Here is a 14,888-nt window from a genome sequence, read left to right as displayed (position 1 = left end):
GCCCGGCCGAGGGTCTTGGTCTCACGATCGACGAGCCGCGCCGGCTCAGTCGAAGGGCTTGGTCTCCAGGAACTTCTCCAGCCAATGGATGTCGTACATGCCGTTGGCGATGTCCTGGTTGTCGATCAGCTTGCGGAACAGCGGGATCGTCGTCTCGATGCCGTCGACGACGAATTCGTCGAGGCAGCGGCGCAGACGCATCAGGCATTCGACGCGGTTGCGGCCGTGGACGATCAGCTTGCCGATCAGGCTGTCGTAGTAGGGCGGGATCTTGTAGCCCTGGTAGACGCCGCTGTCGACGCGCACCCCGAGACCACCGGGCGGATGATAGTAGGAGATCCGGCCGGGGGAGGGGGTGAAGGTCGCCGGGTTCTCGGCGTTGATGCGGCACTCGATGGCGTGGCCCTTGAACTCGATGTCGTCCTGGGTCACCGACAGCCCGGCGCCGGCGGCGACGCGGATCTGCTCGTAGACGAGATCGATGCCGGTGATCGCCTCGGTGATCGGATGCTCCACCTGCAGGCGGGTGTTCATCTCGATGAAATAGAACTCGCCGTTCTCGTAGAGGAACTCGATGGTGCCGGCGCCGGCGTAGCCGAGATCGGCCACCGCCTTGGCGCAGATGCCGCCGATCTTGGCGCGCGCCTCGGCGTTGAGAGCGGGGGAGTTCGCTTCTTCCCAGACCTTCTGGTGCCGACGCTGCAGCGAGCAGTCGCGTTCGCCCAGATGCACCGCGCCACCCTTGCCGTCGCCGAGAACCTGGATCTCGATGTGGCGCGGCGTGATCAGCAGCTTCTCCATGTAGACCGCGTCGTCGCCGAACGCGGCCTTGGACTCGGCGCGCGCCGTCGCATAGGCCTCGTGGAGATCGGCGGCGGTCTTGGCGACCTTCATGCCGCGGCCACCGCCGCCGGCCGACGCCTTGATCAGCACCGGATAGCCGATCTCTTCGGCGTAGCGCTCGGCGTCCTCGACCGTCTCGACCGCGCCGGCCGAGCCGGGGACGACCGGGATGCCGAGGCGCTGCGCGGTGCGCTTGGCCTCGATCTTGTCGCCCATGATGCGGATGTGCTCGGCCGAGGGGCCGATGAACTTGACGCCGTGGGCCTCGACGATCTCGGCGAAGCGGGCATTCTCGGAGAGGAAGCCGTAGCCCGGATGGACGGCCTCCGCCCCGGTGATCTCGCAGGCGGCGACGATCTGGGGAATGTTCAGGTAGCTCTCGGACGCTTTCGGCGGGCCGATGCAGACGCTCTCGTCGGCGAGACGGACGTGCATGGCGTCGGCGTCGGCGGTCGAATGGACCGCCACGGTGCGGATGCCGAGCTCCTTGCAGGCGCGCAGCACCCGCAGAGCGATCTCGCCGCGATTCGCGATCAGGATCTTGTTGAACATGACGGCCCCCGTCACTCGATGACGACGAGCGGTTCGCCGTACTCCACCGGGGCCGCGTCCTCGACGAGGATGGCGGTGACCACGCCGGCCTTGGGGGCCGGAATCTGGTTCATCGTCTTCATCGCCTCGACGATGAGCAGCGTCTGGCCCTCACGGACGCGGGTGCCGACGTCGACGAAGGCGGCCGATCCCGGCGAGGGCGAGCGATAGCAGGTGCCGACCATCGGCGACTTCACCACGCCGGGGTGATCGGCCCAGCCGGTTTCCGTCACCGGGGCGGCCGGCGCCACCGCGGCGGCGGGCGCGACCGGCGCGGCGATCGGGGCGTGATGGGCGGCGGTCGGGGCGGCCACGGTGACCGGCGCCACGATCTGGACGTTGCGGGCGACGCGGATGCGCAGGTCGCCCTGTTCCACCTCGATCTCGCTCAGGTCGGTCTCGGCGACGAGCATCGCCAGATCGCGGATGAAGTCGGTGTCGAAAGGCTTCTTGGGGGTGGCCATCGGGTCGGATCTCGGTTCGTGTCGGACGGGGACCCGCTTCGGGCGATCCGGCAGCTGCATTCCGACGTGCAGGAAATTTCCTTCGGGACACGTCGTGCAGCCGAGCCGGCGGGTCCGGCGCGTCGCGCTTTATAGGCGGGGCATCGGCCCCGAACAAGGCCCCGCGGGCGCGGCGACCGCCGCGCTCCCCGGATATGTCGCGGGAAACACCCCCCGGGCCGCCTCAGCAGCTCTTGGTGAGGGTGCACCGCGCCTCGGCGATGCGAGCCGCCAGCTTGTCCGCGCCGATGGCGCCGGCGAAGACCTGATTGCCGACGACGTAGGACGGCGTGCCGGACAGCCCGAAGGCGGAGGCGAGCCCGTAGACCTCTTCGATCGTGGCGGAGACCTCCTTGTCGGCGAGCGCCGCCTCGAGCGCCTTGGCGTCGATGCCGGCCGCCTTGGCCGCATCCATCGCCTTGGCCTGATCGGCGGAGCCGCGGCCGGTGAGCATGCGCTTGTGGAAGTCGAGATACTTCTGTGGCGCGACGCGGCCGACCGCGATGGAGACCCGCGCCGCCTCGACCGAGCCCTGGCCAAGCACCGGGAACTCCTTGATCACGATCCGCAGCTTGGGATCCTTGTCGATGAGGGTCAGCATGTCGGCGAGGGCGCGCTTGCAGTAGCCGCAGTTGTAGTCGAAGAACTCGACCAGGGTGACGTCGCCCTTGGGATTGCCGAGCACCACCTGGCGGGTGCTGTCGAAGACGATCGACTTCTTCTCCTCGAGGGTCTTGGCGTGACCGGCGGCCGCCGCCGCTGCCTGCTTCTTCTCGAGCGCCGCCATCGCCTCCTCGAGCACCTCCGGATTGGCGACGATGTAGTCGTGGACGATTTTTTCGATCGCCGCCTTGTCGAGCGGCGCCTGGGCCTGCGCCGGGGCGAAGCCGACGAGCGTGAGGGCGGCGACGCCGGCGAGAAGGGGGGTGAGGCGGCGCATCATGGGCGGCTCCGGGTGTCGGCGGCGCGGGAGTGCGCCTGTCTTCGGGGACGGTTCGATCATTCGTCGGGCTTATAGGACACGATGTCGTCGGCGCGAAGCCAGTCGGCCGAGCCGGTCTTCAAATTGTCTCGAGCCCGCGCCGCGTATTTCCGCGCCTCCTTCACGTCGCCGGAGACGAACATCCCCGTGGCGACCATCAGGTCGGCCTTGGGCAGGTTGCCCTTCATCGCCCAGGCGCGCGCGAGGTGCCGGTAGGGCGAGGGGTCGAGGCGGTCGCGGTCGGCGGCGATGGTGAGCTGGCGGATCGCTTCGTCGGTGAGGCCCTTGTCCTCGGTCGCCACCAGCGCGTGGCCGAGCATCACCCGGATCGGCGCGCCGGGACCGGCGGGGGCGAGCTCGACCGCCCGCCTCAGTTCCGGGATCGCCTCGCGCGGCTTGCCCCATTCGAGCAGGGTCTGGCCCTTCAGCTCGTGGAAATAGGGGTTCGAGGGGTGCTCGCGGATCAGTTCGTCGGTGAGACGGACGGCATCGGCGGGGGTGTTGCGGCGATAGGCGACGACGGCGCGGGCGTAGCGGGCGGCGAGCGAATTGTCGGAGGCCGGATACTTGCCGCCGACGGCGCGCGGATCGTCCATGAAGGCGGTGAGCTTGGCCCGCATCAGGTCGTGACGCGCCTGCAGCGCCGGCGGGTCCTTGCGGTCGTGAAACTTCGACTTGGTCGCCAGATCCTCGATCTGCGAGATGCGCTCGCGCGGCATCGGGTGGGAGAAGGCGTAAGGGTCCATGCCCTGGCGCGCCACCAACATCTGGTCGGCGAAGCGGCGGAAGGTGACGAGCATGCCCTCGGCCGACTGGCCGGTCTTCTCGAGATAGTTGAGGGCGGCGCGGTCGGCGGCGAGTTCCTCGGTGCGGGCGTAGGCCATCAGCGAGGCGCCGGCGAGGCTCGCCGAACCGGTCATCACCGCGGCGCCGGCCTGACCGGCCTGGGCGCCGCCGCCCGAACGGATCGAGCCGACCATCGCCGCGCCGCCGAGGGCGGCGCCGAGCAACGCCAGATTCCGGGCCCGGGCCATCGCCTCGCGGAAGCGCACCTGGTGGGCGCCGGCGATGTGGCCGGTCTCGTGGGCGAGGACGCCGATCACCTCGTTGGGGGTCGCGGCGTCCATCAGCACGCCGATGTTCATGAAGATGCGGCCGCCGTCGATGATGAAGGCGTTGAACTCGCGGCTGGCGACGAGGACGAGGCGGACGTCCTTGGCCCGAACGCCGGCGACCTTGAAGATCGGCCGGGCATAGTCGCCGAGCAGCGCCTCGGTCTCGGCGTCACGGACGAACGAGGGCCGGCGCGACTGGGCCGCTGCGGGGGAGGCGGGCAGGAGGAGGACGGCGGCGAGGAGGATGGCGGCTGTTCCGCGCAGGCCGCGCGCACCGCGGCGACGCACGGCGCGGTGCGCGCCCGTTTCCGTCGCAAGCGGTTTCCTCATGCGGCCGCCTCTCATCTTCTTCGCCGATACCGCGACGGTGACGGACGATCGCGGCGACGGCAAGGCGAGGATCGATCGGCTCGCTCTCGCCGCCGTCGACCGGTCTCGGCGCAGGCGGCGGGCCCGCCTCAGGGCAGCGGCGCTTCTCCGCGCTCCATCCGCCCGGCCCAGTCGGTCATGGCGGCCCCCCAGGCCTTCGCCGTCTCGGGGTCGAGGTCGAGCTGGGTGATGCGATGGCCCTCGCGGACGATGACCCGCAGCATCTTCATGCCGCTCTCGAAGACCACGTGCTCGAGCCGGACCTCGCGACGATAGGGCGCGGCGAGGGTGAGGAGATCGGTGCGTTCGAGGTCGCTCATCAGCGGTTCCCCAGCCCGGGCTTGTGGCCGCCGGCGCGATAGAACGCGAGTTCGAGCCGCTTCTGCCAGTCGCGCGGCGTGTCCTGGTAGTCGGGCTTCAGATCCATGTGCAGCACCACCATGCCGTCCTGCGCCGCGGCTTCGACGAGTTTCTCGAGATCCCAATAGGAGGTGATCTCGCGGTGGGAGATGATCAGGTCGGAAAGATTGGCCATCGGGTCGTCCGAATTCGTGGGTTTCCGGGAATCATACGGAACTCACGACGTTTCGATCTGATCGAAACTTCATGAGTGGAGGCAAGCGCCGACGCGCATCGGCCGGTCGGGCCGCAACGTCCACGAAAATCGGGCGGGTCCGAATTTCGTGAGGTCGGTTTCACTCTGCTGCCGGTGCGGCGAGGCCCGGCGAGGCGAAGAGCCGATCGTAGGAACGTAGGCGCAAGAGGAGCCGTGTCGAGTGGGTCTCGTCGCCGAAACCGGTGCGGTCGTGGAGAACGTTGTTGCACACCACCCCCTGGCCGGCGTCGAGACGCAGGCGGAAGACCAGGGGATCGGTGGCGCAGATCTCCTCGAGCGCCGCTACGGCGGCGCGCGTGACGGAATCCTCGGCCCAGGAGATGTGACGTTTGCGCGCGGTGTAGCGCATCAACAGGCCGCCGGTCGCCGGATCGACCTCGAACACCGGGCCGACCGCCCAGTCGCGGACGCTGCCGTCCTCTTCCACCGACGGCGGAATCGACATCGCGTTCGGCCGCATCAACGCCTCGACGAAGGCGGGATCGCGGTCGCGCAGGCGGATATAGGCGATCTCGTGATCGAGCAGCGCATTGACGCCGCCCTCCGCCGCCGGCCGCACGCAGTGCAGGACCATGGCGCGTATGGCGCGCGACGGACCCTCGTAGGCATAGTAGCCGTCGGTGTGCCAGCCGATCGGTCGGGTCGAATAGGGGATGAAGCCGGAGCGATGGGCGTCCTTCGCCACTTCGATGGCGACGAGTCCGTCCGGTCCGGCGGAGCGATGCTTCTCGAATCGCGTCAGGCCGCAGGCCGCGGCCAGCGCGGATACGGCACGGCGCGCGTGGGTCTCGTCGGCGGGAGCGTCGACGAATCGATAGACGCACATGTCGGCGCGGGTGCAGGCTTCGGCGATCGCCGCCAGTTCCGCCGGGCTCGGAGCGAGCGGATCGGCGATGTCGACCGAGAGCTCCGAAGCGTCCCGCGGATGGGCGGCGAGCTTCGCCTCGCGCCAACTCCGATAGGCCGCTTCGTCGGCGATCGAGAACGGCCCGGAAAGTGGGGCAACTGATATGTCAGACGCCCGGATCGAGCCGGAAATCGGGGTATCGACAGCCTGCATTCCCGTGGTCCTCCCACCCGTGCCACCTCTCTCCGTGTTTCCGAAAAGGGGCACAACATTCTGTTTTTTCGTCGATTCACGAACACCGGATTCACTCGGTTGTCCGGTATGTAAAAAAATTTTAGCGCGAGAATGCAGATCGATTGAAATGCGCTCTTTGCAAACCTTGAAAATCAGCATAGCATTATATTCGAGAGATCGCATATAACGGTTTTCAAGAGCGGCTCCGGCGGTGCGAGGCAAAAATCGCATCGAGGGGGCCGCCGGCTTGCCGAAAGCGTAGGGCGACCTTGGCGAGCCGAGCAGAGACGACGGAACGTCGCTCCGCCGCAGGCCCGTTCAAGGGCCGCGGGACGGGAACGACACGGATCGGACGCGAGCGGCCGATCGAGGAAACGACCGAAGGAGACAGTCATGACGGGCGACAAGCATCAGACGCCGCTCTTGGATGAGCTCGAAAGCGGCCCCTGGCCGAGCTTCGTCACCGGCCTCAAGAGGCTGCGTGACTCCGGTGGCAAGCAGTATGCCGCCATGATGAACGACCTGCTCGGTCAGCTCGAGCACTCCTACACCAACCGCCTCGGTTACTGGAAGGGCGGCACGGTGTCGGTGTTCGGTTACGGCGGCGGCGTCATCCCGCGCTTCTCCGAAGTCGCCGACAAGTTCCCGGAATCGAAGGAGTTCCACACCCTTCGCGTGCAGCCGCCGGCGGGCTATCACTACACCACCGACATGCTGCGCCAGATGTGCGACATCTGGGAGGAGCACGGCTCCGGCCTGATCGCCCTGCACGGCCAGTCCGGCGACATCATGTTCCAGGGCTGCAAGACCGAGAACGTCCAGAAGGCCTTCGACGCCTTCAACGAGATGGGTCTCGACCTCGGCGGCGCCGGCCCGGCGCTGCGCACCTCGATGAGCTGCGTCGGTCACGCCCGCTGCGAGATGTCCCTCTACGACGAGGTCAAGGCGCATCGCTCGGTGATCAACGAGTTCCTCGACGAGATGCACCGTCCGTCGTTCCCCTACAAGTTCAAGTACAAGTTCTCGGGCTGCCCGAACGACTGCGTGAACGCCATCCATCGCGCCGACTTCGCCGTGATCGGCACCTGGCGCGACGACATGAAGGTGAACCAGGACGAGGTGAAGGCGTACGTGGAGAGCCACGGCCGCAAGTACACCATCGACCACGTCATCGCCATGTGCCCGACCCGGGCCCTGTCGCTCAACGACGACGACACGCTCGAAGTCGACAACCGCTCCTGCGTGCGCTGCATGCACTGCCTGAACGTCATGAACAAGGCGCTCGCGCCGGGTGACGATCGCGGCGCCACCATCCTGATCGGCGGCAAGCGCTCGCTCAAGGTCGGCGACCTCATGGGCACCATGGTGGTTCCGTTCTTCAAGCTGCAGACCGACGAGGATTACGAGGAGCTCGTCGAGTTCGCTCGTACGATCATGGAGTTCTTCGCCGAGAACGCGCTCGAGCACGAGCGTATCGGCGAGACCATCGACCGCATCGGTCTGCCGACCTTCCTGAAGGGCGTCGGCATCGAGCCGGATCCGAACATGGTCAAGCATCCGCGCACCTCGAGCTACGTGCGCACCGACGACTTCACCGACGAAGCCGACAAGTACTTCGAGCGCAAGGCGCGCGAAGAAGCGGCCGAGTGACGTCTCGCTGATGTTCGACCCGGCCGAAGATCGGCCGGGTCCCTTTCCCGCGCGTCCGTGGTGACGGTCGCGCTTCCGTCACGCACGTTTTTTTCCCTTGGGAGGGAGCGATATGACCGACGCCCAGACGGCCAAGAAGCCGCGGCTGCCCGACGAACACGGGGTGCCGGATCCGTTTCCGTTGATGCATCCGATTCTGAAGAAGAACTACGGCAACTGGGACTGGCACGACCGTCCCCGTCCGGGCGTCCTGCATCACGTCGCCAAGAACGGCGACGAAATCTGGACCGTTCGCGCCGGCACCCAGCGTCAGATGGACGTCGGCACGATCCGCAAACTCTGCGACATCGCCGACACCCAGGGCGAAGGCTACGTCCGCTTCACCACCCGCTCGAACATCGAGTACATGGTGAGCGACTTCGCCAAGGTCCCGGCGCTGATCTCGGCTCTGAACGCCGAGGGCTTTCCCGTGGGCGGCACCGGCAACTCGGTGTCGATGATCTCCCACACCCAGGGCTGGCTGCACTGCGACATCCCCGGCACCGACGCCTCGGGCGTCGTGAAGTCGCTGATGGACATGATGCATCACGAGTTCACTCACGAGGAGATGCCGAACCGCGTTCGCATCACCACCTCGTGCTGCCAGATCAACTGCGGCGGCCAGGGCGACATCGCCATCAACGTCCAGTACACCAAGCCGCCGAAGATCAACCACGACCTCGTCGCCAACGTCTGCGAGCGTCCGGCGGTCGTGGCGCGCTGCCCGGTGGCGGCGATCCGTCCGGCCCTCGTCGACGGCAAGCCGTCGCTCGAGGTCGACGAGAAGAAGTGCGTGTGCTGCGGCGCCTGCTATCCGCCGTGCCCGCCGATGCAGATCAACGGCGCGGACTCGACCCGCATCGCGATCTGGGTGGGTGGCAAGCATTCCAACGCCCGCTCCAAGCCGACCTTCCACAAGCTGGTCGTCGCCAACCTGCCGAACAACGCCCCGCGTTGGCCCGAGGTCGAAGAGGTCGTTCGCAAGATCCTCTACGCCTACAAGGACAACGCCAAGGACTTCGAGCGCATGGGCGAGTGGATCGACCGCATCGGTTGGCCGCGCTTCTTCGAGCTGACCGGCCTCGCCTTCACCAAGCATCACATCGATACCTGGGTCGGCGCGCGCCACAACATGAACATGTCGGCTCACGTCCGCTTCTGATGTCGACCGACCGGAGGCGTTGAGGGACGTCTCCGGTCGCCTCGAACCAAAAGAAGAATTCAGTATTCGGGGGAGGAAGTCCCGTGAAGATCGGAGTGGTGGTCAACGAAGGCCCCTATACGCACCAGGCGTCGGATACGGCCTACCAGTTCACCAAGGCTGCACTGGAGAAGGGACACGAGATCTATCGCGTCTTCTTCTATCATGACGGCGTCAACAACGCGACGCGTCTGACGGTTCCGCCGCAGGACGAGCGCAACGTGCAGCGCAACTGGTCGGAACTCAGCGAGAAGTACAATCTCGATCTGGTCGTCTGCATCGCCGCCGCGCAGCGTCGCGGCATTCTCGACGACAGCGAGGCGAAGCGCCACGGCAAGGGCGACGGCGCGGCCAATCTGGCCCCCGGCTTCCGCATCTCGGGTCTGGGTCAGCTGATCGAGTCGGGCATCCAGGCCGACCGTCTCGTGGTCTTCGGCGACTGAGGGGGAACGAAGATGTCCGACACCAAGCGTTTCCTCTACGTCAACCGCAAGGCGCCGCACGGCACCATCTATGCGCTCGAGTCCCTCGAAGTGGTGCTGATCGGCGCCGCCTTCGAACAGGACGTCAGCCTCGCCTTCCTCGACGACGGTGTGTTCCAGCTCATCAAGAAGCAGACCACCACCGGCATCGGCGTGAAGAACTTCGCTCCCGTCTACCGGGCGCTCGGCGACTACGACGTCAAGAAGATCTTCGTCGAGCGCGAGAGCCTCGAGGAGCGTGGTCTTTCCGAAGACGACCTGATGGAGATCACCCACGAGGACGACGACGAAGAGGACGTGTCCTCCGTCGAGATCGTCGACCGTGCCCGCATGGCCGAGATCATGGCCGCGCAGGACGTGATCCTGAGCTTCTGAGAAGGGTGAGACACATGTCGACGCTCCACACCGTGAACAAGTCGCCCTTCGAACGCGGCAGTCTGGCTTCGGCCCTGGCCCATGCGCTGCCGGGTGACGCCGTTCTTCTCATCGAAGACGCCGTGGTCGGCGCGCGGGCTTCCGCGGTCAAGACCGCGGACCTGATCAAGGCGGCGATGCCCGCCTGCAAGCTCTACGTCCTCGGACCGGATCTCACGGCCCGTGGAATTCCCTCGACCGACGTGGTCGATGGGATCAACATCGTCGATTACCCCGGGTTCGTCGACCTGGTGGCCGATCACGACAAGACCCAGGCGTGGCTCTGAACTCGAGTCGCCCCTCAATCGAATCACCCTGTGGAGGAAATCATGGGTTATCAGTGGAACGGACAGGACATCGCCGCTGACGAGGAAGGCTACCTCGTCGATCTTTCCCAGTGGAATCCGGAACTCGCTCTCCTCATCGCCGAGGACGAGAAGGTCAACATGACCGACGAGCACTGGGAAGTGGTGAACTTCCTGCGCGAATATTACGACGAGTACCAGATCGCTCCGGCCATCCGCGTGCTCACCAAGGCGCTGAAGAAGAAGCTCGGCGAAGAGAAGTCGACCAACAAGTATCTGTACGACCTCTTCCCCTACGGCCCGGCGAAGCAGGCGTGCAAGATCGCCGGTCTGCCGAAGCCGACCGGCTGCGTCTGACGCACATCCTCCGGACGGCGCCGTGAGACGGGGCCGTCCGGACACCGACAACGAGACCTCGAAGGTCCTATTTGCGGATGGCAGGGGAGACGCCCGTGCTGACGACGATCTACGCTTGTCTTTTCTACGTTGCGACCGTGGTGCTGGTGGTGGGCTTCGCCAACCGCATCCGGCAGTTCGCGACGACGCCGGCCCCGCTCAAGATCCCGACGATGCCGGCCCCGACGACGAAGACCGGCGTGGCCTTCCGTCTGTTCCGTGAAGTGGCGTTCTTCGAGAGCCTTTTCAAGGCCAACAAGTGGATCTGGGTGTTCGGCTGGGTCTTCCACATGGCGCTCGCCGTCGTGTTGATCCGCCACCTGCGCTACTTCGTGCAGCCCGTTCCCGAGGTCCTGGCTCTCGTCCAGCCGTTCGGCGTGCTCGCCTCCTTCGCCATGGTGGCCGGTCTCGCCGGCCTGTGGGGGCGCCGCTTCGTGGTCGAACGCATCCGCTACATCTCGCGGCCCTCGGACCATCTCATGCTCGCCCTGCTGATGGGCATCGGCCTCTCCGGCATGATGATGAAGTTCGTCGCCCACACCGACATCGTCGCCGTCAAGGCCTTCTTCCTCGGCCTGATGCGCTTCCAGATCCAGCCGATCCCGGCGGATCCGATCCTGCTCGTCCACCTCACCCTGGTGGCGGTGCTGATGATCGTCTTCCCCTTCTCCAAGCTGGTCCACTCCGCCGGCGTGTTCTTCTCGCCCAGCCGCAATCAGGTCGACAACTCCCGTGAGGTCCGTCACCTGGCGCCGTGGGCGGCGAAGCTCGAAGCCGACAGGGCGAGGTGAACGCGATGTACATCAAGAACGACCCGTCCGAAGCGACGCAGATCGATCCGTTGGAGATGCCGGCGCTGTGCCCCGGCGCCATGGAGGGATCGAACCCCTGGGTGGCGTCGCCCGACCATCAGGCGTCCTGCGGCTTCCCCGGGGAGCTGGTCGACAACTGGCAGGAGAAGGCCATCGAGAAGATGGGCGAGCTCCTGACCAAGTACCGCTCGCTCAAGGTCTATCTCGACAGCTGCGTGAAGTGTGGCGCCTGCACCGACAAGTGCCACTACTTCCTCGGCACCGGCGATCCGAAGAACATGCCGGTCGCCCGTCAGGACCTGCTGCGCAAGGTCTATCGTCGTCACTTCACCCTGGCGGGCAAGTGGTTCCCCAAGCTGGTCGGCGCGGAGGACCTCACCAAGGAGGTGTTGGACGACTGGTACTCCTACTTCCACCAGTGCTCGCAGTGCCGTCGCTGCTCGGTGTTCTGCCCCTACGGCATCGACACTGCCGAGATCTCGATGGCCGGTCGTGAGATCCTCGACCACATCGGTAAGGGTCAGAAGTACTGCAACGAGATCATCGGCAAGGTCCACACCATCGGCAACAACCTCGGCCTCAACAAGAACGCGCTGCGTTCGACGCTCGAGGGGCTCGAGGAGGACATCGAAGACGACATCGGGGTGCCGGTGAAGCTGCCGCTCGACAAGAAGGGCGCCGACATTCTGCTCGTCACCCCGTCGGCCGACTTCTTCGCCGAACCGCACGTCGACGGCCTGATCGGTTACGCCAAGGTGTTCCACGCCGCCGGCGCCAACTGGACGATCTCGTCCTACGCTTCGGAAGCCGCGAATTTCGGCATGTTCATCGGCTCCTACGAGAACATGCGCGAAATCTCGCTGCGCATCCGTCAGGCGGCGCTCGACCTCGGCGTCAAGCGTATCGTCTTCGGCGAGTGCGGCCACGCCTGGCGTGTCGCCTACTCGTTCCTCAACACGCTGGCCGGTCCGTTCGACTTCCTCGATCCGCGCTATCCGGTGCCGCAGCACATCTGCGAGTACACCTGGGACCTGATCCAGGAAGGCAAGCTGAACTTCGACAAGTCGAAGAACGACCACATCAAGCTGACGTTCCACGACAGCTGCAACGTCGCTCGCGCCACGCGCATGGGTGACAAGCCGGGTGGTCAGTTCGAGATCCCGCGGGCGATCCTGCGGACGGTCTGCAACTACTACTACGACATGCCGGAAGACACGATCAAAGAAGCGACGTTCTGCTGCGGTGGCGGCGGCGGCCTCTTGACCGACGAACTGATGGACCTGCGCAAGAAGGGCTCCAGCCCGCGCATGAAGGCGCTGCAGACGGTCAACCAGGAGCACGGTGTCACCCACATGGCGGCGATCTGCGCCATCTGCAAGACGCAGTTCGCCAAGGTCATGCCCAATTTCGGGTTCGAGCGCGACTCGATCCTGAGCGTCCACCAACTGGTTTCCAACGCCATCATTCTCGAAGCGCCGCAAGACGACGAATGAGACCGGTGAATATGAACACCGGCGCGGCCGGGGGAGGAAAGACATGAACGAGAACGCCAACCCGAAGAAGCTGACCTTCCGCCGCTACAAGAACGGCGACAGCATGTGGAAGTGGGACGATCTTCAGGAGAAGATCTTCCAGGCCGACAAGTCGCACAAGTGCCCGACCTATATCCATCGCGCGCCGCCGTGCCAGGCGGGCTGCCCGTCGGGTCACGACATCCGCGGCTGGCTCGCCATCGCCCGCGGCATGGACAAGCCGCCGGTCGCCGGTCAGGCTTGGCAGGAGTACGCCTTCAATCGCATGGTCGAGGCCAACCCGTTCCCGTCGGTGATGGGGCGCGTCTGCCCGGCGCCGTGTGAAGACGGCTGCAACCGCAACGAAGTCGACGAGTTCGTCGGCATCAACGCTGTCGAGCAGTATGTCGGCGACTGGGCGATCGACAACGGCCTCAAGCTGACGGGTCCGGCGCAAGAGAGCGGCAAGTCGGTCGCCGTCGTCGGCGGCGGCCCGGCCGGCCTCGCCGCGGCGATGTTCCTGCGCCGCTCCGGCCATGCGGTCACGATCTTCGAGGCGCACGACCGTCTCGGCGGCATGATGCGCTTCGGCATCCCCGGCTACCGCACGCCGCGTGATCGTCTCGATGCCGAGATCAACCGCATCCTCGACACCGGCGTCGAAGCCAAGCTCAACTGCCGCGTCGGCACCGACGTGACCATCGACGAGCTCGAGGCCAAGTACGATGCCATCTTCTGGGCGCTCGGCGCGCAGAAGGGCCGTCCGCTGCCGGTTCCCGGCTGGGACGTCGAGGGCTGCATCACCGGCGTCGAGTTCCTCGACGCCTTCAACCAGGGCTGGGTGTTCTCGACCGCGCCGCGCGTCATCGTCGTCGGCGGTGGCGACACCTCGATCGACGTCGCCTCGGTCGCCCGTCGTCTCGGCCACATCTCGGCCGAGGCCCACAAGGATCGCTCCGGCTCGGAGAACCTCGGCTTCGCCGCCCACGACGTCGCCGGCACCATGGCTCGCGGCGGCGTCCAGGCGACGCTGACCTCGCTCTTCCCGATGTCGCAGATGACCGCCGCCGAGCGTGAGCGCGAAGATGCGCTGCGCGAAGGTGTCGACATCCGTGACGGCGTCATGCCGCTCGAGGTTCTCTCCGAGAACGGCAAGGTCACCGGCCTGCGCATGTGCCAGTGCACCATGAAGGGCATGGTTCCGATGCCGACCGAGGGCACCGAGTTCGTGCTCGAGTGCGACATGATCGTCTCGGCGATCGGCCAGATGGGCGACCTCGCCGAAGGCCTCGAGAGCCTCGACAACGGCCGCGGCTTCATCGGCGTCGACGGCGTCTACAAGGTCAAGGGCAAGGACAAGCACTTCGCCGGTGGCGACGTCCTGCGTCCGCACCTGCTCACCACCGCGATCGGCCACGGCCGCATCGCCTCGCAGGTGATCGACGAGTTCCTCGCCGGCGAGTCCCTGGAGAAGCGTCCGAAGGTCGACGTCAACCAGTTCCGTCTGCTCGAGGAACTCGCGCAGCGCGGCCTGGAGCCGGATCCCTACGATCACCTGCAGGCGCGTGGCACCTCGAGCGCCAAATACGCGGTCCACAACTACGACGACCGCGCCGGCAGCCACGTCATCCCGCACGACGATCTCTTCAAGGGTCACTTCCAGTACGACGCGCGTGAGCATCGCCAGGAGATCCACATCGACGCGGCCAACGTCATCGGCAACTTCGACGAGCGCATCACCGGCCTCACCGAAGAGCAGGCGCGTCACGAGGGCAAGCGTTGCATGAGCTGCGGCATGTGCTTCGAGTGCGACAACTGCGTGGTGTTCTGCCCGCAGACCGCCGTCGAGCGCGTGCCGAAGAAGGAGCGCGCCCTCGGCCGCTACGTGACCACCGACTACGCCAAGTGCATCGGTTGCCACATCTGCAAGGACGTCTGCCCGACCGGTTACATCCAGATGGGCCTCGGGGAGTGAGGT

Annotated in this window: 16 protein-coding genes; 9 read left to right on the top strand and 7 right to left on the bottom strand. The window is 66.1% G+C overall.

From position 1 onward, the window contains the following. Nucleotides 1-45: 45 nt before the first annotated feature. The 7 genes from accC to V7Q42_RS12535 form a co-directional block, all read right to left on the bottom strand. Nucleotides 46-1,395 carry an acetyl-CoA carboxylase biotin carboxylase subunit gene (accC, locus tag V7Q42_RS12565; RefSeq protein WP_333824427.1) on the bottom strand — a complete coding sequence of 450 codons (1,350 nt, stop codon included), beginning with the start codon at nt 1,393-1,395 and terminating at the stop codon, nt 46-48. Nucleotides 1,396-1,406: 11 nt separating this feature from the next. Next, a complete protein-coding gene (accB, locus tag V7Q42_RS12560; protein ID WP_333824426.1) occupies nt 1,407-1,898 on the bottom strand; it encodes an acetyl-CoA carboxylase biotin carboxyl carrier protein in 492 nt (163 codons plus the stop codon). A 223-nt stretch (nt 1,899-2,121) separates the two neighbouring features. Then, complete coding sequence (locus V7Q42_RS12555) at nt 2,122-2,877, bottom strand: DsbA family protein (RefSeq protein WP_442958193.1); 756 nt, start codon at nt 2,875-2,877, stop codon at nt 2,122-2,124. A gap of 59 nt (nt 2,878-2,936) precedes the next feature. Then, the gene (locus V7Q42_RS12550) at nt 2,937-4,364 is read right to left on the bottom strand and encodes a M48 family metalloprotease (protein ID WP_333824424.1); all 1,428 of its coding nucleotides are present in this window, start codon (nt 4,362-4,364) and stop codon (nt 2,937-2,939) included. Between the two features lie 128 nt (nt 4,365-4,492). Next, nucleotides 4,493-4,723, bottom strand: a complete 231-nt coding sequence (locus V7Q42_RS12545) for a DUF6967 family protein (protein WP_333824423.1) — start codon at nt 4,721-4,723, stop codon at nt 4,493-4,495. After that, nucleotides 4,723-4,938: a sulfur relay protein DsrC gene (locus tag V7Q42_RS12540; RefSeq protein ID WP_333824422.1), complete on the bottom strand. Its 216-nt coding sequence runs from the start codon at nt 4,936-4,938 to the stop codon at nt 4,723-4,725. The genes V7Q42_RS12545 and V7Q42_RS12540 overlap by 1 nt, the downstream gene beginning before the upstream one ends. A 160-nt stretch (nt 4,939-5,098) precedes the next feature. Next, entirely contained in the window at nt 5,099-6,079 is a 981-nt protein-coding gene (locus tag V7Q42_RS12535) for a TauD/TfdA family dioxygenase (RefSeq protein ID WP_333824421.1), read from the bottom strand. Nucleotides 6,080-6,493: 414 nt separating this feature from the next. Between V7Q42_RS12535 and dsrA the strand changes: the two genes are divergently transcribed. The 9 genes from dsrA to V7Q42_RS12490 all read left to right on the top strand — a co-directional run bounded on the left by dsrA (nt 6,494) and on the right by V7Q42_RS12490 (nt 14,885). Then, a complete protein-coding gene (gene dsrA, locus V7Q42_RS12530) occupies nt 6,494-7,750 on the top strand; it encodes a dissimilatory-type sulfite reductase subunit alpha (protein WP_333824420.1) in 1,257 nt (418 codons plus the stop codon). A gap of 112 nt (nt 7,751-7,862) precedes the next feature. Continuing rightward, nucleotides 7,863-8,951 carry a dissimilatory-type sulfite reductase subunit beta gene (dsrB, locus tag V7Q42_RS12525; RefSeq protein WP_333824419.1) on the top strand — a complete coding sequence of 363 codons (1,089 nt, stop codon included), beginning with the start codon at nt 7,863-7,865 and terminating at the stop codon, nt 8,949-8,951. A gap of 83 nt (nt 8,952-9,034) precedes the next feature. After that, nucleotides 9,035-9,433 carry a sulfurtransferase complex subunit TusD gene (gene tusD, locus V7Q42_RS12520; protein WP_333824418.1) on the top strand — a complete coding sequence of 133 codons (399 nt, stop codon included), beginning with the start codon at nt 9,035-9,037 and terminating at the stop codon, nt 9,431-9,433. 12 nt (nt 9,434-9,445) lie between these two features. Continuing rightward, a complete protein-coding gene (gene tusC, locus V7Q42_RS12515) occupies nt 9,446-9,847 on the top strand; it encodes a sulfurtransferase complex subunit TusC (protein WP_333824417.1) in 402 nt (133 codons plus the stop codon). A 14-nt stretch (nt 9,848-9,861) separates the two neighbouring features. Beyond that, entirely contained in the window at nt 9,862-10,173 is a 312-nt protein-coding gene (gene tusB, locus V7Q42_RS12510) for a sulfurtransferase complex subunit TusB (protein WP_333824416.1), read from the top strand. A gap of 42 nt (nt 10,174-10,215) precedes the next feature. Next, nucleotides 10,216-10,548: a TusE/DsrC/DsvC family sulfur relay protein gene (locus V7Q42_RS12505; protein WP_333824415.1), complete on the top strand. Its 333-nt coding sequence runs from the start codon at nt 10,216-10,218 to the stop codon at nt 10,546-10,548. Nucleotides 10,549-10,643: 95 nt separating this feature from the next. Next, on the top strand, nt 10,644-11,378 hold the full coding sequence (locus V7Q42_RS12500) for a respiratory nitrate reductase subunit gamma (RefSeq protein WP_333824414.1): 735 nt from the start codon (nt 10,644-10,646) through the stop codon (nt 11,376-11,378). Between the two features lie 5 nt (nt 11,379-11,383). Continuing rightward, a complete protein-coding gene (gene dsrK / locus V7Q42_RS12495; protein ID WP_333824413.1) occupies nt 11,384-12,892 on the top strand; it encodes a sulfate reduction electron transfer complex DsrMKJOP subunit DsrK in 1,509 nt (502 codons plus the stop codon). 43 nt (nt 12,893-12,935) lie between these two features. Next, nucleotides 12,936-14,885 carry an NAD(P)-binding protein gene (locus tag V7Q42_RS12490; protein WP_333824412.1) on the top strand — a complete coding sequence of 650 codons (1,950 nt, stop codon included), beginning with the start codon at nt 12,936-12,938 and terminating at the stop codon, nt 14,883-14,885. Nucleotides 14,886-14,888: the final 3 nt, after the last annotated feature.

This window comes from Pinisolibacter sp. (assembly GCF_036782435.1).
In the GTDB taxonomy this organism is placed as follows: Bacteria; Pseudomonadota; Alphaproteobacteria; order Rhizobiales; family Ancalomicrobiaceae; genus CALBKH01.
Note: the sequence above shows the minus strand (reverse complement) of the source record. Positions and strands in the feature narration are given on the sequence as shown.

What these genes read in the sequence shown, in the direction of transcription:
- V7Q42_RS12490 (WP_333824412.1), top strand. Translation starts at nt 12,936, where the DNA reads ATGAACGAGAACGCCAACCCGAAGAAGCTGACCTTCCGCCGCTACAAG.
- accB (WP_333824426.1), bottom strand. Translation starts at nt 1,898, where the DNA reads ATGGCCACCCCCAAGAAGCCTTTCGACACCGACTTCATCCGCGATCTG.
- V7Q42_RS12545 (WP_333824423.1), bottom strand. Translation starts at nt 4,723, where the DNA reads ATGAGCGACCTCGAACGCACCGATCTCCTCACCCTCGCCGCGCCCTAT.
- dsrK (WP_333824413.1), top strand. Translation starts at nt 11,384, where the DNA reads ATGTACATCAAGAACGACCCGTCCGAAGCGACGCAGATCGATCCGTTG.
- V7Q42_RS12535 (WP_333824421.1), bottom strand. Translation starts at nt 6,079, where the DNA reads ATGCAGGCTGTCGATACCCCGATTTCCGGCTCGATCCGGGCGTCTGAC.
- V7Q42_RS12555 (WP_442958193.1), bottom strand. Translation starts at nt 2,877, where the DNA reads ATGCGCCGCCTCACCCCCCTTCTCGCCGGCGTCGCCGCCCTCACGCTC.
- V7Q42_RS12540 (WP_333824422.1), bottom strand. Translation starts at nt 4,938, where the DNA reads ATGGCCAATCTTTCCGACCTGATCATCTCCCACCGCGAGATCACCTCC.
- tusB (WP_333824416.1), top strand. Translation starts at nt 9,862, where the DNA reads ATGTCGACGCTCCACACCGTGAACAAGTCGCCCTTCGAACGCGGCAGT.
- dsrA (WP_333824420.1), top strand. Translation starts at nt 6,494, where the DNA reads ATGACGGGCGACAAGCATCAGACGCCGCTCTTGGATGAGCTCGAAAGC.
- accC (WP_333824427.1), bottom strand. Translation starts at nt 1,395, where the DNA reads ATGTTCAACAAGATCCTGATCGCGAATCGCGGCGAGATCGCTCTGCGG.
- dsrB (WP_333824419.1), top strand. Translation starts at nt 7,863, where the DNA reads ATGACCGACGCCCAGACGGCCAAGAAGCCGCGGCTGCCCGACGAACAC.
- V7Q42_RS12550 (WP_333824424.1), bottom strand. Translation starts at nt 4,364, where the DNA reads ATGAGGAAACCGCTTGCGACGGAAACGGGCGCGCACCGCGCCGTGCGT.
- V7Q42_RS12505 (WP_333824415.1), top strand. Translation starts at nt 10,216, where the DNA reads ATGGGTTATCAGTGGAACGGACAGGACATCGCCGCTGACGAGGAAGGC.
- tusC (WP_333824417.1), top strand. Translation starts at nt 9,446, where the DNA reads ATGTCCGACACCAAGCGTTTCCTCTACGTCAACCGCAAGGCGCCGCAC.